General features: G+C 64.5%; 17 protein-coding genes. 10 read left to right on the forward strand and 7 right to left on the reverse strand.

Features of this window, described 5'->3' with window-relative positions; genetic code table 11:
• Positions 1-144 precede the first annotated feature (144 nt).
• Positions 145-2907 carry a bacterio-opsin activator domain-containing protein gene (locus BM282_RS16035; RefSeq protein ID WP_089882916.1) on the reverse strand — a complete coding sequence of 921 codons (2763 nt, stop codon included), beginning with the start codon at positions 2905-2907 and terminating at the stop codon, positions 145-147.
• Positions 2908-3094: 187 nt separating this feature from the next.
• On the opposite strand from BM282_RS16035, the gene BM282_RS16040 reads away from it, so the two are divergent.
• Positions 3095-4072 (forward strand): hypothetical protein, encoded by a 978-nt coding sequence (locus BM282_RS16040; protein ID WP_089882917.1) that lies wholly within the window; start codon positions 3095-3097, stop codon positions 4070-4072.
• A 460-nt stretch (positions 4073-4532) separates the two neighbouring features.
• Here the strand turns inward: BM282_RS16040 and BM282_RS16045 are convergent, their stop codons facing one another.
• The gene (locus tag BM282_RS16045; RefSeq protein WP_089882919.1) at positions 4533-5441 is read right to left on the reverse strand and encodes a hypothetical protein; all 909 of its coding nucleotides are present in this window, start codon (positions 5439-5441) and stop codon (positions 4533-4535) included.
• 48 nt (positions 5442-5489) lie between these two features.
• A complete protein-coding gene (locus tag BM282_RS16050) occupies positions 5490-6317 on the reverse strand; it encodes a helix-turn-helix transcriptional regulator (protein WP_175501591.1) in 828 nt (275 codons plus the stop codon).
• Positions 6318-6681: 364 nt separating this feature from the next.
• Here BM282_RS16050 and BM282_RS16055 point away from each other — a divergent pair, with 364 nt between their 5' ends.
• From BM282_RS16055 to BM282_RS16075, 5 genes are all read left to right on the forward strand, one after another.
• Positions 6682-7044, forward strand: a complete 363-nt coding sequence (locus tag BM282_RS16055) for a hypothetical protein (RefSeq protein WP_089882921.1) — start codon at positions 6682-6684, stop codon at positions 7042-7044.
• Positions 7045-7119: 75 nt separating this feature from the next.
• A complete protein-coding gene (locus tag BM282_RS16060; protein WP_139229745.1) occupies positions 7120-8682 on the forward strand; it encodes a helix-turn-helix domain-containing protein in 1563 nt (520 codons plus the stop codon).
• 157 nt (positions 8683-8839) lie between these two features.
• A complete protein-coding gene (locus BM282_RS16065) occupies positions 8840-11623 on the forward strand; it encodes a bacterio-opsin activator domain-containing protein (RefSeq protein WP_089882924.1) in 2784 nt (927 codons plus the stop codon).
• A 318-nt stretch (positions 11624-11941) separates the two neighbouring features.
• Positions 11942-12913 carry a hypothetical protein gene (locus tag BM282_RS16070; RefSeq protein WP_089882925.1) on the forward strand — a complete coding sequence of 324 codons (972 nt, stop codon included), beginning with the start codon at positions 11942-11944 and terminating at the stop codon, positions 12911-12913.
• A gap of 247 nt (positions 12914-13160) precedes the next feature.
• Positions 13161-14177: a hypothetical protein gene (locus tag BM282_RS16075; RefSeq protein WP_139229746.1), complete on the forward strand. Its 1017-nt coding sequence runs from the start codon at positions 13161-13163 to the stop codon at positions 14175-14177.
• A gap of 175 nt (positions 14178-14352) precedes the next feature.
• Here the strand turns inward: BM282_RS16075 and BM282_RS18680 are convergent, their stop codons facing one another.
• A complete protein-coding gene (locus BM282_RS18680) occupies positions 14353-14520 on the reverse strand; it encodes a DUF7331 family protein (RefSeq protein ID WP_175501592.1) in 168 nt (55 codons plus the stop codon).
• Between the two features lie 463 nt (positions 14521-14983).
• Here BM282_RS18680 and BM282_RS16080 point away from each other — a divergent pair, with 463 nt between their 5' ends.
• Positions 14984-15502, forward strand: coding sequence for a DNA integrity scanning protein DisA nucleotide-binding domain protein (locus BM282_RS16080; RefSeq protein WP_089882929.1), 519 nt, complete (start codon positions 14984-14986; stop codon positions 15500-15502).
• Positions 15503-15882: 380 nt separating this feature from the next.
• Positions 15883-16854, forward strand: coding sequence for a hypothetical protein (locus BM282_RS16085; protein WP_089882930.1), 972 nt, complete (start codon positions 15883-15885; stop codon positions 16852-16854).
• A gap of 647 nt (positions 16855-17501) precedes the next feature.
• On the opposite strand, the gene BM282_RS16090 is transcribed toward BM282_RS16085, so the two are convergent.
• Positions 17502-18812, reverse strand: a complete 1311-nt coding sequence (locus BM282_RS16090) for a right-handed parallel beta-helix repeat-containing protein (RefSeq protein WP_175501593.1) — start codon at positions 18810-18812, stop codon at positions 17502-17504.
• Positions 18813-19132: 320 nt separating this feature from the next.
• Between BM282_RS16090 and BM282_RS16095 the strand changes: the two genes are divergently transcribed.
• Positions 19133-19786 (forward strand): bacterio-opsin activator domain-containing protein, encoded by a 654-nt coding sequence (locus tag BM282_RS16095; protein WP_175501594.1) that lies wholly within the window; start codon positions 19133-19135, stop codon positions 19784-19786.
• Positions 19787-19816: 30 nt separating this feature from the next.
• Here the strand turns inward: BM282_RS16095 and BM282_RS16100 are convergent, their stop codons facing one another.
• The gene (locus BM282_RS16100) at positions 19817-20329 is read right to left on the reverse strand and encodes a hypothetical protein (protein WP_245758400.1); all 513 of its coding nucleotides are present in this window, start codon (positions 20327-20329) and stop codon (positions 19817-19819) included.
• A gap of 79 nt (positions 20330-20408) precedes the next feature.
• The gene (locus tag BM282_RS16105; RefSeq protein ID WP_245758401.1) at positions 20409-22133 is read right to left on the reverse strand and encodes a S8 family peptidase; all 1725 of its coding nucleotides are present in this window, start codon (positions 22131-22133) and stop codon (positions 20409-20411) included.
• 359 nt (positions 22134-22492) lie between these two features.
• On the opposite strand from BM282_RS16105, the gene BM282_RS16110 reads away from it, so the two are divergent.
• Entirely contained in the window at positions 22493-22870 is a 378-nt protein-coding gene (locus tag BM282_RS16110) for a winged helix-turn-helix transcriptional regulator (protein ID WP_089882937.1), read from the forward strand.
• Positions 22871-22955 lie beyond the last annotated feature (85 nt).

Raw genomic sequence — 22955 nt, forward strand, 5'->3', positions numbered from 1 at the left:
GGGCTATCGGGATAAGTCAGTTGTAACTAACACGTTAGAGGGGAGACGACCTGGATACTATCTGTATAGCTATTCACTCGTGTCTTATTTTCTTCAAACTCGATATATTCGTCGTCTCCGCGTGTCACCCGGACCGAGGGGCGCTCAGAGCCGCCTCTCTCCGTCCTCTGCGAGGAGTTCGTCGAGGAGTTTGCGCTCGGCCACGCGGAGATGCCGCGCGAACGTCGGTTGCGCCACCCCGAGTGACTCTGCGAGGCTACTGGCCGTCCGCTCGCGCGGCCACGCGAAGTAGCCGGAGAAGTACGCGGTCCGAAGCGCCTCGAACTGCCGGTCGGTCAGCGACTCCCGAAGCCGCGCCCGGAACGACTGTTGCGTCTCGATGGAGCGTTCTCGCGTCCGCTTGGCGCTCAGCTCGGTTCCGGGGAACGTCTCCTGAAGGCGTTCGACGAACTCGCGGACGTCGGAGCCGGGCGTGAGTTCGACGACGACGTCGAGTGCGTCCGGCGTCGCGGTGAGCGTTCGGACGACGCCACCCAGTTCTGCGAGCCGCGACGGGAGCGCTTCGCTCGTCAGTTCGACCTCCAACAGCGTCTCGTCGTCTCGAGTGACGATGTCGCGCACGTGTTCGACGGCGAGGACCGACGACAGCGAGTCGAGGTCGACTTCGGTCCCCGTCACGGTCAGATAGAGCAGCGTCGACCCGCCCGCCTGCGGAACGCTGCCTTCCAGCCGTATCTCTCCGCCGACCGTCTGCGCGAGGCGGAGCAGTGGCGCGTTCGGACTCGTGACCCGGACGCCGAGTTCGATGAGCGACTCGGTGTGCAGCGACTCCTTTGCCTCCGCGCCGTTGATGGCGTTCGCCGTCGTCACGCCGAGTTCCTCGAACATCAGTCGCGTCTGGTCGTCGAACGCGTTCGGCTCCGTCGCGTAGACGGTCAGCGCGCCGTAGCTGAAGTCGTTGTACTGCAGTGGAACGCTGGCGACCGAGCCGAACTGGCGGTCGAGTGCGTCGCGCCGCCACTGATGGTCGCGAATCTCGGCGCCGACGTTGTCGACGAGCGTCGTCTCGCCCGAGTCGATGGTCAGCACGCTCGGTTCCGTCGCGAACGCGTCCGGGTCGTCGGCCAGGCGGTCGAGGTAGCCGCGTTCTTCGCCCGCCCACGCGTGCGGGACGACGGTCTCGGCCACCCGGTCGTACGTTCCGACCCACGCGAACGCGATACTCGGCCCGTCGACCAGTCGTTCGCAGACTGCCCGCTCTATCTCCTCGCGCGAGTCGGACTCGACGAGGACGCGGTTGACCTCCCGGAGCAGTTCGTTGAAGCGGTTGAGGTTCGTCAGTTCGTCGTTTCGCTCGGCGAGTTCGCCCCTGCGACGTTCGAGTTCGACAGAGCGGTCCACCCGGTCGAGTGCGGCCTCGGCGTTCGCCGCGAGGAGGTGGGTCAGCGTCGACTGTCCGCGCGGGGCGTCTTCGCCGGCGCTGAGCGTCGCGAGGACGCCGTGTTTTCCGAGCGGAATCGCGACGCTCTCGCGGTCGGCCGTCGGGTCGTTCGCGGCCGCGAGGGTGTCCCACTCGTCGAGCGGCGTGTGGTCGGCCCCGAGATGGACCGTCTCCGCTTCGACGAAACACGTCCACAGAGCGCCGTCGCCGGGGCCGATAGCGGGGGCCGTCCCCTCCCCCTCCCACACCACCGGCCGGAGTCGACCGACGGCTTCGTCGTAGAGGTAGACGACGACGGACTCCAGTTCGAGAATCTGCGTCGCGGTGTCGAGTACCGTCTCGGCGACGGCGGGTTTCGTCTGCGACTCGAACAGTTCGCGCGCGGAGCGGTTGAGTGCGGTCAGCGTCTGCTCGTACCGTTTTCGGTCGCTGATGTCGCGTACGACGCCGACCGACCCGTGCGACCCGTCGCTGAAACTGAGCGCGGAGAAACGCGTCTCGACGGGTATCGTCCCCCCGTCCGCGGTCTCGAGTTCGGCGTCGAGACGGCCGTCGTCCAGTTCGCCGGTGAGGATGTCCTGGATGACGTCGCTCGCCTCGACGATAACCGACTCGTCTGCGAGGATAGTCGAGTGCGCCCCGATCAACGTCTCTCGGTCGTACCCGGTCATCTCGAGGACGGCGTCGTTCACCTCCGTGATGAGGAAGTTCTCGTCGAGGGTGTATATCCCGTCGTCGATGGTCTCTAAGATGCGCTCGTACCGGTCGAGCGACTCTCTCGTCTCCGTCTCTTCGGTCACGTCTCGCCAGCGGATCGCGAGGCCGTCTCGGAGGGGGACCGTCCGCACTGCGACCCGCCGACCGTCGTCCAACGTCTCCTCGAACGCCGCGGCGCTCTCCGAGAGAACGGACTCCCAGCAACGCGGAGCGACCGCGCGCGCGTCTGCCCACGCCCGCCACAGCGTCTGGTCGCCGGGTGCGGGTTCCGTCTCGCGGACGACGTCGTCGAACGCCGTCGTCGCCGAACGGAGTCGCCACCGACGGTCGAGGACGCACACGGCGTCGTCGAACGCGGCGGCCGAGTCGACGAGGTCCGTCGTGGCGACGGTGTCCGCCGCGTCCAGTTCGGTGACGCCCGTGACCCACGCCAGTCGGGAGGGCAGTGTGTCGTCGGGGGGGAGTACGTCGTCCGCCCCCGCGCGGTACGCGCGTTCGACCGTCTCGTCGTCGGGGTCCGGAAAGACGGCGAGGACCAGTCCGCCGATTCCGCTCGCTCGTTCCGTCGCTTCGATGCTCGTACAGACGATGCAGTCCGCGCGCCCGTCCGACTCGACGTCGGCGGCGTCTCCGAGGGCCGTTCGCGTGTCGGCGAGCAACAGTTCGCGAACGTGCGTCGTGTGGGGGCCGTCACCGAGGAGACTCACCCGTACCTCTGCGGACTGCGATGGAGTCGACTCGGCGGTCATGACGAGTGGGTTGCGCTCCCCCGGCAATAAGTGGTCGTTTCAGACTCGCAGAGAAATTCATTATTTTGTGAATGTATCTGGAATGCTCCAGGAATGCGGCAATATTATATTCTTATTTAGCTGAATGTCTGCTAATCAGGCTAGTTAAGTAGGAAGATTAATAAATTAGACCCTAATTAATACGGGTATGTCGGGGAGAGCAGCATACCAACACTCGGATGGTGTCCTTGGGGGGAACCACGCAGAGTGTATCGAGGAAGTCCAAGCAACCGAACTACCACCAGCAATCGTCGAACTCTCGAACGAGTACGACCGTCGGGTCGGCGACCGCGACGTGTTCCTCTGGAAGTGGATTCACACCCTGTTCGACGCGTTCACGCTACCCTGCGTGCCGTCGGAGGCGTGGGAAGAAGTGAAGGAGGCGAAGACGGTGTTCACGATGTTCATCACCGTCTTAGACGACGTCGCGGACCGGTCGGGGGACGGTGCGACGTTCGAACAGGCCCGCCGCATTCCGTACTCGCCCGAGTCCGTCGACTCGGAAGCGCCCGGCGTCGACACCGAAGTCGTCGAGTTCGCCGCGAAGCTCTGGGACGACGTTAACGAGCGATTAACGGACGCTCCGTGCTACGAAGAGCATCTCGACGTGTTCCGGTTCGACATCCGACAAGCGCTCAACGCGATGGAGTACGCGCGCGTCGTCAACGACAACAAAGACATCGCCAACATGGCGGAGTCGCGCCACCACGGTCCGTTCAACATGGTGATGTTCCCGTACGCGGGGATGGACCTGATGTGGACGCCCGACTTCGACCGGAACGAACTGGGCGAACTCCGGAATCTCCTCTTGGACCTCCAGAAGATGGCCCGTATCGGAAACTGGGTGACCACGTGGGAACGCGAACTGTTCGAGAACGACTACACCGCGGGAGTCGTCGTCGAGGCACTGGACGAGAACATCATCACGACCGACGACGACCCCGAGAACGCTATCGCGGCGATCAACGAGCACGAAGTCGTCGACCAGTTCGAGGAGGAGTGGGAACGACGCTACCGAGAGGTATCGGCCCGCGACTACGGCATCGATAGCTTCGACGCCGACACCCTCGTCCGCGGGATGCGGACGGTCATGGAGTTCCACCTCGGAAGCTACGGGCAGAAGTAACGCCGCGCGCGGACCGCAACCCCGCGACCACGGGCCGACGGTCCACTCTTTTCTCTTCTTTCGACTCCGTTCTGAGCGACTGGTGAGGCGGTCGCGACGACGGCACCGACGGACGCCCTTCCGCGAACGACGAGACTCACGCCGCCACAGTAATAGACGCTCGTCCAGAACGGTGTAGCGATAAAAAAGTTGAGACACTTCCGAAGCCCGCCGGTTATGAGTCTATTAACGACACCAAAACACTCGTATCGATTTCGGAAGCGAAAAATAAACTCCTAATATGGTGAATTGAAAACCCGATACTCTGGACGAATGTTTCGTATACCTGACTTCTGGGGGCCGATATTTTCACTACCCTCTCGTCTGCCTTCGAACACGTCGTCCGAAGAGTATCTATTACAATCATACGTATGTAACGTGGTTTTCTGAAGGTCAGTGTTTCCGGGCGTCGCACGGGACTTCACCGGCGACCGACGCTCTCGCTCGATTCGGTCAGGGCGGCCGGGAGGTCCGCGGGTCGTCGTTCCAGCGTCTCCAGTTCCGCGCAGTACCCCGCGCCGGAGTACTCGTAGCGAGCGAGGAGTTCGTCGACGAGTTCCACCACGTCGGCCGTGTCGGGGTACGTCCGCAAGAGCCATCGGATGGGCGTCTCGATGCCGTCGCGTCGGTCCTGTTCGACGTCCCGGACGTCGTCGTAGACGAGGTAGTGCGCTCGGTGTGTCCGGAGGTCGGCGCGGATTCGAGCGGCCGTCTCGTCGTCGAGTCCGCCCAGAAGCGCCGGAATCGCCGCGAACACGTCGATATCTGCCGCTCGGTAGTCGTACACCGTCCCCAGTACGTCCATCGCCTCTCGCTCGGTTCCGACCGCCCGGAGGGACGGACGAGCGTACCGTTCGACGAGCGGAATCCGAGCCGAGGTCAGAAAGTAGTCCGCGACGGCCGTGCGGACGGTCTCGCGGTCGACGTCGGGGACGCTGAGGAAGGCGAACTGACTCGCGTACGCGACGTTGACCGCGAGTGCCAACCGGTAGTCTCGTTCGGCGTCCCGCGTGTCGATGAACGCGTCGAACATCGTCATCAGCACGTCGAGTCCGACGAGGACCCGTGCGACCGTCGAACGCTCGTCGGCGGTCAGTTCCGCCTCGACGGCGACGAGCGCCGGAATCGCGCGGCGGAGTGCGCTCTCGGCACGCCAGGAGTCCAGCGGGAGGTTCAGACGGCCGCAGAAGGGGTCCGCGTCCACCCACGAGGGGAGCGTCTGCTCGGACGTCGCGGCACACCGGAGCGTGTCGTCTCCGAGTGCCGCGTAGACGTCAGCGAGGTCGCTCTCCTCGCTTTCGAGTCCGAGTGCCTCGAACCAGTCCGTCATCGCCTCTCACCGTCCGTTCGGGACGCACCCCCAGTCCGAGCGGTCACCTCAGGTGCCCGCGCTGGCGGCGGAGTCGTCCGGGAGGAGGTCCGCTCCGCTCGTGATTTCGCGCGTCGTACGGGGTCGAAACTGCTTCCACATCTGGTGGCCCCACTCGTAGGCGCGTTCCGTCTCCGTCGTGAGGATTCCCCGGGGGTTCCCGTCGTCGTCGTAGACGACGATTCCGACGAGCGCGTGCGGTTCCTCGACCAACAGCAGACCCATCGGGAGCGTCTCCGGTGTGACCCATACCGTGAGGTTCCCGCTGTCCAGCGCGTTCGTGATGGCCTCGGGGTAGTCGGCGACGAGATACTCCCACGACGGCACCTCGAAGATGAGTTCCGCTTCGAGTTCGTCGTTCACGAACTGCTCGTAGAAGAGGTCGACGTAGTCCGGAAGGACGACGGGACCGAGACCCTTCAGCGCCGTCGCCTCCCGGACGATACGCTCGACGACAGCGACGGGCCGAATCGGCGCGTACCGCTCTGCGAACACCGTCTCGGCGCCTTCGAGGACGCCGAGCGTGATGTCGGTGTCCACCGGCAAGTGCGCGAGCAGTTTTCGCGGAACGTAGATGTCTTCGACCGCCTGCCGGTGGCGCCTGTGTTCGTCGTACAGGAGTCGCCCGGCGAGCGTGAGTTCGTATCCGCCGTCTATCGACCGGACCAACTGGTGCGATTCGAGTTCGTGCAACGCGTTGTAGACCGTCGACCGAGAGAGTCCGAGCGACCCGACGAGGTCGGCGCTCCGTCTCGGCCCCGCCGTCAGTTTCTCGACGACGTCTACGCGTCGGGCGACCACGTCGTCGGCTTGCTCGGAGTTCGTCTCGGCGGCCATCTTATGCTCGAGTGAAACATTGCCACCGAACGAAGATATCTATAGAGCCTAGCCTACGTAGGGTGGGTGACCCGAACTTCCCCGACGGTCGACTGCCCCCGCCTCGGTCGTGGCCGGACCGGAACGCGTCCAACGCCGTTGGACGTGGCCCGTCCGTTTGTACTCGTCTCTCTCGGTCGTCTCGCCGCGCCGGACAGCGTTCGGGGTTACCGGACGGAGACCGCCTGAGACGCTGGTCACCGGACGATTAATGTGGCGCTCGCGCGTACACGTAGTGACTGATTCGCCGCGTCACCGTCGCCACCGGGGGGAATCCCTCCGCCGACTTCTCACGGTGCGCGGCTTCAGAAACGGGACGCAACACATGAGTACCTTCGACGAACGAACGGCGGACGACTTCGACGGCCGCTTCGACGAACGCCCGCTTCCGGTGACGCTCCAGTATCTCGACTATCGCTGCTCGCGGGACGGTATCCCCCTCGGTGAGTGGCTTCGAGCGATGTACGAGACGGGCGGGGCGGTGTGTCTCCGATGCCAGAAGATGGGCGTCGAACTCTTCTTGTGTTGGGACGAAGACGCCGCCGCATTGCGGGAGGTGACTCGGTTGGCCGACGGACTGACGCTCCGACCGACGGTAGCCGACCCGGTCCGGACGAGTGCGATGCTGACCGTCGCCGACACCATCGAACCAGTTCTCGCGAGTGAGACGCCGTTCGCGACTCGGTGACCGATTCTGTCATATGCATGTGACTTACTCACGGCCCTGAACTAGCGTTATGCGGTCGGCAGACCATCGATGAGCATGTCGCAGCGTGGGGGTTCGGTCGCTCGTCTGCCGTTCGAAGAGGTGGTGAAGGATGTCGAATCGTACGCGGTCCTCACGCTGACAGCGGACGGTCTGATCACGAGTTGGAACGACGGCTGTGCCCGCCTGTTTCTCCGGTCGCACGAGGAGGCGGTCGGCCACCCGTTCGAGACGCTCGTCCAGCAGTGGGGCTCGGACTGCATCGCGCTCTCGTCGCTGTTGGCGCGTGCCGAGAAAGCGGGTCGAAGCGAGGGCGAACAGTGGTGTCGCCGCTCTGACGGCGCGGTCTGCAAACTGCACGTCGTGGTCGAAACCGTCGACGAGGGGGGGTTCCTCGTCGTCGTCGCCGACACGACGCTGGGTCCGGCGACTCACGCCCCGTGGGACAACGAGGGCGAACTGGCCGTCCTCGACAGTATCCACCGCGTCACCCGGGAACTCGTCCGAGAGGTGACGACGGCTTCGGGCGGGGAGCACACCGAATCCACCCTCTGTGACCTCCTCGTCGAACTCCCGTTCTACACCGAGGCGTGGGTGGGCGAGTGGGACGAGACGCAGGGAGCGCTGGTCCCGCGCACCGGGTCCGTCGACGAACGAAACTACCACTTGGTCGCGACGGTGAACCCCGCGTCGCTCGGACTCACGACCGGGACGACGTTCGTCGCGCACCCGGCGAGCGAGGACGAGTTCGGCGAGGAGTCGACTCGGGAGTCGGTGGTGGAGTCGACCGTCGTGGTTCCGATGGCCGACGGGGAGACGGTGACCGAAGCGCTCGTCGTCCACGCGCGTCGCCGCGACCCGGTCGGCGAACACGAGCGGATGGCGCTCGCGGCACTCGCCGAGACGGTCGCGTTCGTGAAACACGCTCGCTGGCACGACCCGAGACCGCGAGACCAGACGAGCGTGGAGTTCGAGTTCGTGAGCGAACGTCCCTCGACGCCGTTCGGCGTCGTCGCCGCACAGTGCGAGTGTGACTGCTGGGTCGACGATATCGTCTCGACGACCGACGGCACCGCCGTCCAGTTCTTCTCGGTCCGCGGCGAGTCCCCGTCCCGGGTGGCGCGCCTCTTAGACGGGATGCCGGACGTCGAAGCGTATCGGTTCGTCGACCGCGGGGTCGTCCTCCGAGTCATGGGCCGCATCGGGCGTGCGGACTTTCTCACGAAACTGGTCGACGCCGGTGGCGCCGTCCAATCCGCGAGTGCGGACTCGGGCCTGTCTCAGGTCGTCGTCCGCACCACCGCCTCGAACGCCGCCCGCATCGCTGGACTCGTCCAACGCGACTACCCCGAGTGGGAGATGACGCGAAAGTGGACCGTCGCACGGACGGCGGGTGCCCCGACGTACGCCACCGCGTCACTGGAGAACAGACTCACCGAGAAACAACTGACTGCGCTTCGGATGGCGTACCTCATGGGGTACTACGACCACCCGCGGAAGGCGACTGCCGAAGAGGTGGCGGCCGCCCTCGGTATCTCCGGGTCGACGCTCCACCAACATCTCCAGGTCGCCGTGCGGAAACTCCTCGAGACGTCTCTCCGACAGACTGGGGTGCAGTAGCGGCGTTCAGACGAGACTCGAACCTGCGCGTCGGGAGACACCTTCACGACGCTGACACAATCGCCCAGACGGACGTGTCCACCGTGGTACGTGACGTACCGTGATATCGAGGTATCATACGTATGCTGTGTTCTCTCGTTTATCTAGCGGTGATTGGATGGCTACATCTGTTCCGGATGGGGGAGCGCAGTTCTACGAAGCGGTACTCGAGGGGAGCATGGATGGGTTCGTCGTCGTGAACGGCGACGGCGTCGTCGTCTTCGTCAATCCGGCGCTCGAACTGTTTCTCGGTCACGCTCCGAAGAGCCTCCTGGGGAGGCCCGTCGAGAGTTTCGTCTCGGGCGACGAGGTGGGGTTCGTCGTCCCGCCCGACGACGAGACGGGTCAGAGAGGCGAGCGTACGCCGAACCGAACGGTCGAACTCGTCGACGCCGACGGACGAACCGTCACCGTCTCCAGCGTCGTCGAGTACCTGACGCACGAGGACGCGCCGTTCACGGCGTGTCGGTTCTCGCTGGACGGGTCGGACGTCGACGGAGAGCGGACGTACTACGCGCCGTTGTTCGAGGACGCCGCCGACCCCATCCTCCAGTACAGCCATCGCGAGTCGACGGCGACGGTACGCGCGGTGAACGAGGCGTTCGACGTCGCGTTCGGGGAACTCGGCGACGTGACCGGGCGAGCGGTGTTCGACGTCCTCGCCGAGGTGGGAGCGCACGAGGACGTCCGCGAGGACGGGACCGGGTTACGTCCCGACGAGACGCGCCTGGAGACGACGGTTCGGAGAGCGACGGCGGGGGAGACGCGAGCGTACGCCGTCCGCTCGATACCCGTCGAACGGACGGGGTGGCACGGTGGGTTCGTCGTCTTCACCGAGGCGGATGCAGAGGCCGGCGTCGAGACGACACACTGGGAGTCGACGGCGCTCGAAACGACGCTCGCGGGCATCGCCGTCCTCGACGCTGACGGGCGGTTCGCCGAGGTGAACCGGGCGACGGTCGAGATGTACGGTTTCGACCGGTCGGACGCCCTCGTCGGTGAGTCGTGGCTGAGCTTCTACGACGAACGCGAAGCCCAGCGTCTCGAGACGGCGGCGGTTCCGAGAGTCGACGAGACGGGGCAGTGGGCCGGGGAGACGGTTGCTCGCCGTGCCGACGGGACGGCGTTCTACCAAGAGTTAACGCTGACGAGACTCGACGACGGGGGGATGTTCTGGATCGCACAGGACATCTCGGCGCTGGAGGCGACGGTCGAACGACTCGAAGCGCTGACGCAGGCGAGTCGTCGGTTGATGGCCGCGGAGACGACCGACGAGATAGCGCGCGCCACCGTCGAGACGGTCGAAGACGTCCTGGGGTTCGACGTCGCCTGCGTCCGCCTGTTCGACCCCGAACGGCACACGTTCGAAATCGCCGACTCGACGCCCGAAGCGCGAAGACTCGTGGAGACGTACCCCGGGTTCGACCTCGACGCGTCCAACGCCGGGCGGGCGTTCCGGAACGAGGAGACGGTTCGCGTCACGGTCGACGAGGTGGGACTCCTCGCCGAGTCGACGGCGCTCCACGTCCCCCTCCCCGAGTACGGGGCGCTGACGGTGTACGAACTGGCGGCAGCGGAGGACGAAGTCATCTCGAACCACCTGCACCTCCTCGCCACGAACGTCTGCACCGCACTGGAGCGGACGATTCGGGAGGCGGAACTCTGTCGGCACGAACGAGAGATTCAGTCGCAACACTCCGAACTCGACACGCTGAACCGCATCAACACGCTGCTCTTCGAACTCACGCCGCGGCTGATGACGACCACGACGCGGTCGGAAGTGTACCAGACCGTCTGCGAGGAACTGGCAGCCTCGGAGTTCTACGAGAGCGCGTGGGTCGGTGCCGTCACGACGATAGACGGTCAACTCGAACTCCTCGCGGAGGCCGGGTTGGACGAGGGCTACCGGCGGTCGCTGGAGACGCTCCCGGTGACGTACGTCGCCCAAGGGACGGTCGCAGAGGCCGTGCAGACCAAAGCGCTGCACATCGCTCGTCGGTACCGCGACGACCCGGACGAACAGTCGGGGACTCCGGGAACCCGGACCGTCGAAGCCGTCGCCGCCGTTCCCCTCGTGCGCGGGGAACAAATATACGGCGTGCTCGTCCTCGCGGCGTCCCGCGACGACGTGTTCACCGAGAGCATCCAGCGCCACCTCGAGATGCTCGGAGAGGCCGTCGGGTTCGTCGTCGGGTCAATCCTGAACAGCGAACTGTTGCTCTCGGACCGCATCCTCGAACTGGAGTTCCAGACGGCGTTCGAGGACTGCCTCCCGGTGGCGTTCTCGAAGGAACTCGGCTGTCGGTGCGAGTTCGAGATGTTCGTCCCGCTGGAGACGGACCGCTGTCTCGTCTACCTCCAGATGAGCGGTGCGGACCCCGAAGAAGCGCTGGCCGTCGCCGCGTCGATAGACAACGTCGACGACTGCCGCGTCGTCAACGAGTACGACGACGAGTTCCTCTTGGAACTGACCGCGGAGAAGACGATAATCGAGACGCTGATGCGCGTCGGCGCGGCCGTCCCGTCGATGGTCGCCGAAGACGGCACCGCTCGAATCACCGTCGAGACGTCGCCGAAGGCGGACGTTCGGAGCATCACCGAGACGCTCCGCGGACAGTTCCCGGACGCACAACTCGTCACGAAGCGGGAGGTGTCCCGGCAGGTCCGCACGGCCGCCGAACTCCGCGAGGGACTCAAAGACACGCTCACCGACAAGCAGTTGCTGGCCATCGAGACGGCTCACGTCGCCGGGTTCTACAACTGGCCCCGCGGGACGAGCGCGAAGGAACTCGCGGCGTCGCTCGGCGTCTCCGCGCCGACGCTTCACCAGCATCTCCGGAAGGCCGAACAGAAACTCGTCGAGGCGTTCTTCGCCGAACGGGACCGTCACGCGGCCGAGTGAGTTCCCAGCGACGCCTCTTTCGGTACAGATTCGGCTTCCTCGACCGCCATCCCGGTCTCGTTTCATCCTGTGACTTTCTCGACAGACGGACTGGTTACCTAACCGGGTTGGTTCTCGCGTGAACACGGAGTAGGCCGCGGCTACACGCCACCCGAGAGCGATATTCACAGTATCCCACTCTAGTCGTACTGCCCTTCGGCACCGCGGGTCGCGGTTCGAACCGCTTGTCGGTGACGCGAGACGCGTGACGATGCGTGGGACGTAAGCACACAAGAGAAGACTATGTCGAACATAATTCGGAAATTGCTGGTAACGTTGATGGTGCTCTCCGTCGCCTTCGCGGGAGGCGTCGGGGCCGTCAGTGCGCAGTCCGAAGTCGAGGTGAGCAACGGTGACCTCGACATCGAACTCGACGGGACGGAAATCGAGCGAAACGACGGTGACGTAGAGATCGAAGACGACGAGTCCGACCTCGACTTCGAGGTCGACAGTGACGGAACGCTCGACATCGAGAGCGGTGACGTCGAAATCGAGCAAGACCGCGACCGCGTCGAAGTCGAGAACGACGACGGCGACGGCCTCGACTTCGAGTCGTCCGACGACGGACGAACGGTCGACATCGAGAGCGGTGACGTCGAAATCGAGCAGAAGAACGGCGACGTCGAGATAGAGAACGACGACCTCGACTTCGAGGTCGAAAACGACGGCCGCAAAGTGGACATCGAGTCCGGTGATGTCGAAATCGAACAGGACGACGACGAACTGGAAGTCGAGACCGACGACTTCGACTTCGACCTCGACGGTGACGGCAGATTCGACTTCGAGAGCCTCGAAGGCCCGGTTGACATCGAGTTCAACGCCGACGGCTCCATCGAAATCGAGACCTCGCGCGGTGAGATAGAGATCAGCGCCGACGGGAAAGTCGAAGTCGACTTCGACGACCTCGAGTACGAGAACGACGACGGTAAGATCGAGTTCGAAGACGCCGCTAACGACATCGAACTCGACGGTGACGAACTCGAGTTCGAGACCGACGACCTGGAGTTCGAGAACGATGGCGACGGTGACCTCGAGTACGAGGACGCCGACAACGAAATCGAACTCGACGGCCAGGACCTCGACGTCGAGACCAGCAGCGGTCTGGACCTCGAGAGCGACGGTGACGGTGACGTCGAGTACGAAGACGACGACAACGACATCGAAGTCGACGGCGACAGCTTAGAGGTCGAGGGCCGCAACGGCCTCGACGTCGAAGCCGACGGCGACGAAGTCGAAGTTCAGTTCAACTGAGCGCGACTTCCCACCCACCCGAACACGCACCACCGCAGTGCGACCGACGCGGACTTTTTGTGAATCTTCGGTTACCTAGCCGGTGTCGTCTCCGGCGTCGAACAGCCTAGGCGTCACCTCCACACCCGTGAGAAACCTCTGTTTCGGTATCCCACTGTAGTCGCAACTGCCCTCCGCACCACGACTCGCGGTCTACCCCGGCGTCGACGATGCGAGACCTGAGACGACGTGTGGGACGTACGCAACTATGACGAACGTAATTCGAACAGTACTGGTGGCGTTTATGGCGCTCTCCGTCGTCCTCGCGGGCGGCGTCGCGAGCGTCAGTGCACAGCAGTCCGAAGTCGAGGTGAGCGACGGCGACGTCGACATCGAACTCGACGGACAGAAGGTGGAACGAAAGGGTGGAACTCTCCAGATAGAAGACGACGAAGCCGAACTCGACTTCGAACTCGACAGCGACGGGAAGTTGGACCTCGAGAGCCGGCAACTCGAGGTCGAACAGGACGGCGACGACGTCGAGATAGAGAACGACGACGGCGACGGCCTCGACTTCGAGTCGTCCGACGACGGCGCTCGAATCGACGTGGAGAGCGGCGACGTCGAAATCGAGCAGAGCGACGGCGACGTGGAGGTCGAGAACGACGACCTCGACTTCGAGACGTCCGACGACGGCGACCGCGTCGACATCGAGAGCGGCGACGTCGACATCGAACAGGACGACGGCGAGTACGAAGTCGACACGGACGACTTCGAGTTCGACCTCGACGGTGACGGCAAGTTCGACTTCGAGAGCCTCGAAGGCCCAGTCGATATCGAGTTCAACTCCGACGGCTCCATCGAAATCGAGACCGAACGCGGCGAGATAGAGATCAGCGCCGACGGAAGCTTCGAGGTCGACTTCGACGACCTGGAGTACGAGAACGACGGTGACGGTGACATCGAGTTCGAGGACGCCGACAACGAGATCGAACAGGACGCCGACGGCGGACTGGAGGTCGAGACCGGCGACCTGGAGTACGAGAACGACGGCGACGGTGACGTGGAGTTCGAGGACGCAGACAACGACATCGAACTCGACGGCGAAGACCTCGAAGTCGAGACGAGCGACGACCAGGACCTCGAAAGCGACGGTAACGGCCGGGTCGAGTTCAGCGACGGTGAGAACGACATCGAAGTCGACGGCGACCGACTCGACTTCAAGGGTCGAAACGGCCTGAACGTCGAACTGAACGGCGACGACGTCGAAGTGTCGCACGACTGAACGCGAACCCGACCGACCGCGCGAGACCCTCACGGGTCACCGCGTCCGCTGTGTATTTTGTCGACTCTGCCGAAGAACACCGGACGGAGTGGTGTGCGCCGCGGCGGGCGGCGTCGGCACGCCTACTCGGATAGCTATCGGAAGAAGGAGGAGGGCGAGGAGGTGAACACGACGACTACGCCAGGTCCGCCGCGGACACCGGGGCCGTCGAGTTGATCCACGCGTCGGGGTTCAGCCGGTCGTATATCATCACCGTGCCGCCCGCGAGGATCAACTCGACGTAACGGCCCGTGTTCGGTTCCTGTGGTGCTTCAGTTCCGTTGTTGGGGTCGACTGTGGCCATGGTAGTTGCCACACGGCGGTACTGGCGGGGGCGGCGCCGTCGCGCTTCGTCGCCGGACCCGAGACACCGTCTTGTGGTCTCGACTACTAGTACGTGCGGTTGGTGCCTGTAGTTCGCCGTTCACAGGATAGGTCGCCCGGCACCTACGAGCGTAGGACACCGTTCACCAGCCGAGAACTGCGACCCTCTCGCGTCGGACTCGTCTCTCGGACTTCGGGGCGACGACGCGACGGGTCCGAGGCGGTGCCACGAATCCTAGGGCCGTCTGACGCTAGCCAGTCAGGTAGTAGCTACTACAGCGTTCCGAGCGAACTGTAGGTTGTCTCTCGTGAGACGCTCGGAGACGACGAACACCGACTCCCGCTGACGCCCTCCACGACGCCCTCACTCGACCGACTCCGACAACACCGAGAGATTCAGTATCTCGCTTCGCCGACGCACACCGGCGAGCACACGACGGACAATGAGTACCGAACAGACACCCACCGAACTCGTCTTCCGCTGTCTCGAACGGCTCCGTCTGCACTTCCCCCACTGGGGAGAGACGTTCGTCAGAGGCCCCGGGTTGTACGTCGCAGTCGTCGACCCCGACGTCCTACCCACCTACGCCCAACCGTTGGGAACGAACAGATGGCCCGTCGCCGAGACGCCCACTGTCTTCGACGCAGAGCAACTCTACCGGACGGCCACCGCGGTGGCCTACGCGATGGACGGTGCCGTCGTCGTCGAACCGGACGGTCGGATTCGCGAACAGATGGTCCGGTTCTTCGACCTCGACGACGAGCGAACGGCGGACGACGCCGGCCCCGAGTACCGACCGTGGATGGGTACCAGACACGTGAGTGCCGTCGAGACGTCCCTTCGAGCGGGCGTCTGCGCGACGCTCACGCTGAGCGAAGAGACCGGACGCGTGACGATGTTCCGCGACGGTCGAATCGTCTCCGAACTCCCGGCCGCCGAGGCCGTTCCCACTCACGAATAACCGATGTTTTCGGCGCTCACCCGACGACTGACGAGCGACGGCAGCCAAATTTTTCCTGACACGTCTTCCGAGAGACCTGTCGAACGGCGTCGATAACCGTCCGACGACGGACCGAACGGTTACCGAAGCGGGTAGGGGGCGTGTCAGTTAACGGGTCAGGTACAGACTACTCGGAACTCCCAGTCGAATCTGTGGTTGTCTCCCGGGGACGGCGGTTCGCCGTTCCACGGTGGTGCCCTCCTTCGCGGGAACACACGGGAGGTCCGGGGACGATGTCCTCGTCCACGCGGGTTGTACCCGTCGCGGGGACTCGTCTCCGGCGCGGTGACAAAGAGAGAAAACCCATGAAGAGCGTATTTAGAACTGCACTGACCCTGATTATGGCGCTGGTCCTCGTCGTAGGACCGGGAGCGATGGCCGTCAGTGCGCAGTCTGACGTCGAGGTGAGTAACGGCGACGTCGATATCGAAGTGAACGGACAGGAAATCGAAAAGAGCGGCGACCGCGTGGAAGTCGAAGACGACGAGTCCGACCTCGACTTCGAGGTCGAAGACAACGGCGCGACCGTAGACATCGAGTCCGGTGACGTCGAAATCGAGCAGAAGGACGGTGCCGTGGAAGTCGAGAACGAAGACCTCGACTACGAAACCTCCGCCGACGGCTCTGAAGTCGACATCGAGTCCGGCACGCTCGAAATAGAACAGAAGGACGGCGCCGTGGAAGTCGAGGACTCCGACCTCGACCTCGACTACGAGACCTCCGACAACGGCGCGGTGGTGGACATCGAGTCTAACGGCGTCGAAATCGAACAGGACGGCGACGACGTGGAAGTCGAGAGCGACGACGTCGACCTCGAATCGAGCGACGGTAGCTTCGACTTCGAGAGCATGAGCGGTCCCGTCGACATCGAAATCGACGCTGACGGCACCTACGAAGTCAAGTTCGACGGCGGCGAGATCGAGTCCGACGGCAACGGCGAACTCGAAGTCGAGTTCGACGGCCTCGACTACGAGAACGACGGCGACGGTGACCTCGAATTCACCACCGACGACGTCGACATCGAACAGGACGGCGACGAACTCGAACTCGACACGGCCGACGTGGAGTACGAGAACAACGGTGACGGCGACCTCGAGTTCGCCGACGCCGAGACTGACATCGAACAGGACGGCGCTGGCCTCGAAGTCGACACCGAATCCGGCCTCGACTACGAGAACGACGGCGACGGTGACGTGGAGTTCGAGGACGGCGAGACCGACATCGAACTCGACGGTAGCGACCTCGACGTCGAGGGCCGCAACGGCCTCGACGTGGAAGTCAACGACGACGAGACGGAAGTTCAGTTCGACTGAACCCCCGCACTCGGTTCCCGAACACCGTCTGACGCCCGCGGGGGCGACGAGACGGACTTTTTGTACGCGACGGTTACAGTTCTCCGAGTGACGGCCGCACGTCTACGGTGACGTCTACACGCCTGTGACGACGCTCACACGTCCGTGGGCCTGCGGTTCCGCTCACAGTCGGTGTGAGTCGTTCTGACCGTCGGCGTCGCCCACCTCGCTCGCGAGTTGCGTGGTCATTTTGGCTGTTCGGCCGTGACCATCCCGGTCTCCGAAGTCGAGAGCGCGCCGCCCCGATTCCCCGAGACGACCGCCGGCGGGGACCGCGACGAACGGAGACCGAGACGCCGAGAGCGAACGTGACTGCGACAGCAGGACGCGACTGCGATGGACGCGTGCGTACCGACGAAGCGGCGGAGTGCGACGACGCTAGGAAGCGAGGACGCCGTGTCGCAGAGTCTCCTCTCGAACCGTGACCGCGAACGGTGCGCCGCTCGTACATCCTGACCGTCTCTCGCCGAGAGACGGCACTGTTCTCCTCGCTCTCTGTTCACCCTCTCCCGTCTCCCGGCGTACTCGTCACATCGTCGCGACGCTCTGCGAGGGTGGAAATCAGGAGAACGGCCGAAAAGGGAGAGACGAAGAGAGAGCGCCGACGTTCAGCGGATGAAGATGTTGATGCGGTCGTTGTCGGAGACGATGTTCCGGTTGAGACGCGTCGTCGGCGAGCGGAAGACGGCGATACCGACGTCGTTCCGTCTGACCGTCGACCCGGTCACGAGCGTCTGAGACGACGTGCGGACGTCGACACCAGTCCCGCCGTTACTGGTGACGAGAGCGTCTCGGACCGTCGTGTTCGAGGCGCTGAGGACGCTGATACCGGTCTCGTCGTTCCGTTCGACGACGGTCTCGGTCAGGCTGGTTCCGTTCGAGAAGTCGACGGCCGCGCCGACGACGACATTGTTCGAGAAGTCGCCTTCCCGAACGCTGGTCCCCTCGGAACCGTCGACGAGGAGGCCACCCAGTTCGTTCCGTTCGCTCGTCACGCCGAACAGTGAGGTGTCCGTCGCGCCGAGGACGACGACGCCGACGCCGTCGTTCCGGGTCAGTTCGCTTGTCACCACGGACGCGTTCGTCGCGTTCCAGAGGAGGATACCGAACCCGCTGTCTCTCACCTCCACGTCTCGAACGGTCGTCGCGTCCGCGCCGTCGACGTAGACGCCGACGTACCACCCGGTGACTCTGAGGTCGGTGACGGTGACGTTCGTGAGCGCCGGTTGCTCCGGAGCGGTGTCGTTGTCGGGCGACTCGGCCGGTGGAGCGGTGTCGTTACCGGGTGTCTGTCCCGGGGGAACGGTGTCGTTGTCCGGCGTCTCACTCGGTGGTGTCGTATCGTTGTCGGGAGTGTCGTCCGGTGACGTGTCGTTTCCGGGCGCGTCCGTCTCGTTCGCGGACGCCGGAGACCGCTCGACGGGCCTCGTGGGCGTCAGCGGCCCGTCCGCTCCCAGTATCTCGTCGGTGGGCGCGTTCAGCGACGTGGCGGTGAACATCGCCGGTGGCGACTGCGCGCCGTCGTTCGGTGTCGATTGGTTCGGCGTCTCGTTCGGCACCTGCGGCGTCGGGTCGACGGTCACCGCGGCGCTCACCGGAGCCGCGAGTTCGAGGGACCGTCGGTCGTCGCGGAAGTTCGAGGCGGACGGGACGTTGTCGCCGTCCCAGGTGCCTTCTATGCGCTTTCCGTCGCCGTCGAGGACCACGTCGCTCGCGGCGATTCGGATACACGTCGCGTCGGTCACGTCTCTGAGGTTCTCCGTGAGGACGTACCGACCGGGTTCCGTAATCGTGGTACACGCGTCTATCGGAGTCGGTTCTGCTGCCACTGGTTGGATGGTCGCGAAGGGGCCGGCCGTCACACTCGCGACGAGGACCAACGTCACGGCGATAACTGCGTATCGGATGCGTCTGTGCATCGTTTCGAGTACGCGAGGTATCGGCATAAGACTGCGTGAAGAATCGTTACCAATTGGAACCGGCGTTACTCCGCGGGACCGCGGTTTTCCGCGGGTAGAACGGCTCTCGGTGCCGATAGGGTGACGTTCTTTGCACGCGAAGTACCACTCGTCGAAGGGCGACTCGCCGACCGTCGTATCTCGACGGGCGTTCGTCTCCACTGCCCTCGGACAAACGCCCCTCCACGCCGTACTGAGCGCGGCGGCGGAGTCGGTGGCACCCCGACGCCCGAACAATGACCCGCCTGAATCAGAAGCCGCCAGCGCCCGCCGGGAGGACGGTGGAACTCGAGTACCGAATCAGAGACGACCGCGTCTTCCTCGTCGCCGAGTCGGGCAAGATGAACTGCGAACTCGTCCTCAACGAGGTGGTCCCCCAGTCGGGTGGAAACCTCTTGGAGTTCGTCACGGTCCGCGACGCCCCGGCGGACAGTGTGCTCGCGGACGCACTCGACCGCCCCGACGTACTGGACGCCCGCGTCATCACCGAAGACGCGGACGCCGGACTCTTAGAGCTCCTCGTGACCGACCCCGAACTCGTGGGACTGGTCGGCGACGCCCGTGCGATTCCGCGTCTCGTTCGCGCGGACCGGGGCGTCGGCCACGTCGTCGTCGAGGTGCCGCCGGGCGGGGACCCGCAGCGAGTCGTCGCGATGTTCCGCGAGCGCCATCCCGGGTCGAAACTCGTCGCGCGCCGCGAACACGACGGCGCTCCACTCTTCACCGAGTACGTCCTCCGCGAACGAGTGCTCGACGAACTCACCGACCGGCAACGAGAGGTCTTTCTCACCGCCTACGAGATGGGCTACTTCGACCAACCGCGCCGGGTGTCTGCCGTCCAGTGTGCGGACTACCTCGGTATCTCACAGTCGACGTTCAGTCAACATTTCCGCGTCGCACTTCGGAAGATACTCGACGGGCTCTTGGCCGTCTGAGCGTCCGAACGTGGCTCGTCCGGTGGACGGTCAGTCGTCCCGACGAACCTCCAGCAACTGACCGTTCTCGTCGTAGATTCGAACGACTTTGTCGCCGTCGTCGTCCTTTCTCTCGCGGCGGCGGAGCACACCGTTCTCGTCGAACTCCTCGCGTCTCTCGTCGCCGTCGTCGTCCTTCCTCTCGCGGAGGCGGAGGACGCCGTTCTCGTCGTACACCTCGCGTCTCTCGTCGCCGTCCGCTTCCTCCTCTTCGAACAGGCGGAGGACGCCGTTCTCGTCGTACACTTCTCGGGTCTCGTCGCCGTCGTCGTCCGTCACTTCGCGCACCGTTCCGGACGGCCCCGTACAGAAGTAGAACTCCTCGTCGTCGTCCTTGTAGCGGACGAACCGAGCACACCGTTCTGTCGACCCGCTCCGGTACTCGACGTCCGCGGCCGACGCCGGTGTGGCCGCGGCGATGACCCAGAGCGCTCCCGATACCGATAGTGCGGTCGCTCGGAGATATCGACGCCGAGTCGGACCGTGACGTCTCTCACGCTCCATGCCTCTAGAGAGGCGTCGTTCGCGTATAACTGAGACGCAGTTTCGTCGACGCCGCGCGAAACTCCGCGGGGGAACGCAGTCAGTCGTCGCACCCCTGCGTCTCGAACTCGACGGGTTCGCCGCGCACTTCGACGTCGTCGCTGATGCCGACGGCGACGTACACGTACGTCGTGTCGGGTTCGAGGTCTTCGACCTCCTCGTCGAAGTCGTCCGGGTCGTCCGTGTCGCCCGCCTCGACGCGGCGGAGCGTTCCGCTCTTGTCGCCCTTCTCCCAGCAGTCGAAGACGGTCACGACTTCCTCGACGCGCCCGTCGACGCTGGTCACGTAGCCGACCAAGTCGGCCTCGTCCTCTTCGACGTCTTCTGGCTCGCCCGTCTCGATGCTGAACAGGTCCGTCGGGTTGGCTCCGGTCGTGAAGTCCGTCTGCCGACCGGTGACGCGTTCGCCACCCGCCACCGCGAACGCCACGAAGGCGTACGTCGTGTCGCTGGAGAGGCCGTCGAGCGTCGTCTCGAATGCGCCCGTCTCGGAGCGTTCGCCGACGTCGACCGTCTCTTTCGTGCCGTCTTCGTCGTCGACGTCCCAGTACTCGAAGCCGACGGTGGCGGCGGACTGCTCGCCGAGGCTGTCGAGCGACCCCGTGATGGTGGCGCTCGTCTTCTCGACGTCCGTCGCGCCGCCCGTGGAGACGGCGAAGCCGTCGCCCGTGTCACCGTCGTCGCCACCGTCGCTTCCCTCACCGACCGCGGCGTCGACGTTGAGCAAGCCGTTGCCCTGTTCGTCGTCGTCCATCCCGAGGTCCTCGGTGGTCGAAGCGAGTCGGCCGCGAATCTCGTCTGCGGAGTAGCCGGCGGCCTTCAGCGTGGCGACTGCGCCCGTGACGTGCGGCGTCGCCATCGACGTGCCCGAGTAGTACTTGTAGTCTCCGTCGATGACGGTCGAGGGGATTCGGACGCCCGGTGCGACGATTTCGACGGCGTCGCCGGTCAGAGAGAAGTCGGCCAAGTCGTCGTCGTCGTCGGTGGCACCGACCGCGATGGCTTCCGGGTAGGCCGCCGGGTAGTGGACCGACTTCTCGTCGGGTTCCTCGTTACCCGCCGCGGCGACGACGACGACGCCCTTGTCCGTCGCGTACTTGACGGCGTCGTGGATTATCTCCGAGGAACTGGTGCTCCCGAGACTCAGACTCGCGACGTCGTAGCCCTGGTCTGCAACCCACACGAGACCGTCGGCGATGCTCGATGCGCTGCCCGACCCGCTCGCGGAGATGACTTTGACGCCGTGGAGCGTCGTGTCCGGACAGACGCCGACGACGCCGCCACTGTTCGAGACGGCACCGGCGATACCGGCGCAGTGGGTTCCGTGGCTGTGGTCGTCGTCCCAGTCGCGGCGACAGCCGTCGTCACACGGGACGGTGGCGTAGCCCTCGCCGAGGTTGGCCTTCAGGTCCGGGTGGTCGCTGTCGATACCCGTGTCGATGATGGCGACGTGCGTCTCTTTGCCCGTCACACCCTCGTCGTGGACCGTATCGGCACCGATTCGGTCGACACCCCACGGAGTGACCTGACGCTCGACGTCGACTCGCTCGACGCTCGACTGCCCTTCGACTTCGTGGCCGAGAACCGAGAACTCCGTCTCCGTCTCGACGTATCGAACGCCCGGTCGAGCCTGTATCGACGGCTCCGTGCTCACCGGGAAGTCGCCGACGACGACGTAGCCGCGGTCTCCGAGGTCTAGTTCACGAACGACGCGTTCGGCACGGTTCTTGACGGCGCTCGCGGCGGACTTCGATTCGGTCCCCACGATTCGCCGTTCTGTCGACTCGGCCGCCGACGCTTCTCCGACGAGTCCAGCGCCAGCCCCGAGGACACACAGCATCCGCAATAATTCACGCCTTGACGATTGCTTCGCCCAATCGGTCATCGCTCGGCTGTAGTTATGGCCACTAGTTATATGCACTGCCGATGCTCAGCGCTCCCGAGCCGGATTGCACCGATAGACACCAAGTTGCGTTATCGTCTGTCATTTCATATGATAACAACCCACATGATTTTTGCCCCGATTAGTTACCCCTTTCCACCCCGACACGAACGGACTAGGTTGCGGGAAGGTTACTGGGCTAGCGTCGGAGTCTTACCGGTTTCACGACCTACTGGTGGCGTATGTCCGAGATATCCCATCAGCGACCGCCCGAGACGAACCGAACCGACCCCGAGACGAACCGACTGGACGACCAGACCGCGCTCACGACGCTCGCTTCGCTCATCGGACGGAAGTGGCACCTCGTCGTCCTCCACCGACTCGACGACGGTCCGAAGGGGTTCAGCGCCCTCCTCAGCGAGATAGACGGCATCTCGAACAAGGTGTTGGCGGACCACCTCAAAGACCTCGAATCGAAGCGACTCGTCGAACGTGTCGTCCGCAGCGAACGACCGTTCCGGGTCACCTACTCGCTGACCGACCACGGCGAGTCCATCCACTCGCTCGTCGTCCCCGTCCTGAACGGTTCGGTGGACGTCTTCGTCGAGGGGGACAGATGACCACGCTCGCCCGTCCCGCCGTTCGACTCGCTCGCCGGGCACGTCTCGTCTCCGGGGACCGGTTCGGCGTCCCATCGCTGTTCGT

Origin of the sequence: Halogeometricum limi, assembly GCF_900115785.1 — an archaeon.
GTDB classification, from domain to species: Archaea; Halobacteriota; Halobacteria; order Halobacteriales; family Haloferacaceae; genus Halogeometricum; species Halogeometricum limi.

What these genes read in the sequence shown, in the direction of transcription:
- BM282_RS16100 (WP_245758400.1), bottom strand. Translation starts at nt 20,329, where the DNA reads ATGGAGCGTGAGAGACGTCACGGTCCGACTCGGCGTCGATATCTCCGA.
- BM282_RS16040 (WP_089882917.1), top strand. Translation starts at nt 3,095, where the DNA reads ATGTCGGGGAGAGCAGCATACCAACACTCGGATGGTGTCCTTGGGGGG.
- BM282_RS18680 (WP_175501592.1), bottom strand. Translation starts at nt 14,520, where the DNA reads ATGGCCACAGTCGACCCCAACAACGGAACTGAAGCACCACAGGAACCG.
- BM282_RS16065 (WP_089882924.1), top strand. Translation starts at nt 8,840, where the DNA reads ATGGCTACATCTGTTCCGGATGGGGGAGCGCAGTTCTACGAAGCGGTA.
- BM282_RS16070 (WP_089882925.1), top strand. Translation starts at nt 11,942, where the DNA reads ATGGTGCTCTCCGTCGCCTTCGCGGGAGGCGTCGGGGCCGTCAGTGCG.
- BM282_RS16055 (WP_089882921.1), top strand. Translation starts at nt 6,682, where the DNA reads ATGAGTACCTTCGACGAACGAACGGCGGACGACTTCGACGGCCGCTTC.
- BM282_RS16045 (WP_089882919.1), bottom strand. Translation starts at nt 5,441, where the DNA reads ATGACGGACTGGTTCGAGGCACTCGGACTCGAAAGCGAGGAGAGCGAC.
- BM282_RS16075 (WP_139229746.1), top strand. Translation starts at nt 13,161, where the DNA reads ATGACGAACGTAATTCGAACAGTACTGGTGGCGTTTATGGCGCTCTCC.
- BM282_RS16110 (WP_089882937.1), top strand. Translation starts at nt 22,493, where the DNA reads ATGTCCGAGATATCCCATCAGCGACCGCCCGAGACGAACCGAACCGAC.
- BM282_RS16080 (WP_089882929.1), top strand. Translation starts at nt 14,984, where the DNA reads ATGAGTACCGAACAGACACCCACCGAACTCGTCTTCCGCTGTCTCGAA.
- BM282_RS16085 (WP_089882930.1), top strand. Translation starts at nt 15,883, where the DNA reads ATGGCGCTGGTCCTCGTCGTAGGACCGGGAGCGATGGCCGTCAGTGCG.
- BM282_RS16035 (WP_089882916.1), bottom strand. Translation starts at nt 2,907, where the DNA reads ATGACCGCCGAGTCGACTCCATCGCAGTCCGCAGAGGTACGGGTGAGT.
- BM282_RS16090 (WP_175501593.1), bottom strand. Translation starts at nt 18,812, where the DNA reads ATGCACAGACGCATCCGATACGCAGTTATCGCCGTGACGTTGGTCCTC.
- BM282_RS16050 (WP_175501591.1), bottom strand. Translation starts at nt 6,317, where the DNA reads ATGGCCGCCGAGACGAACTCCGAGCAAGCCGACGACGTGGTCGCCCGA.
- BM282_RS16060 (WP_139229745.1), top strand. Translation starts at nt 7,120, where the DNA reads ATGTCGCAGCGTGGGGGTTCGGTCGCTCGTCTGCCGTTCGAAGAGGTG.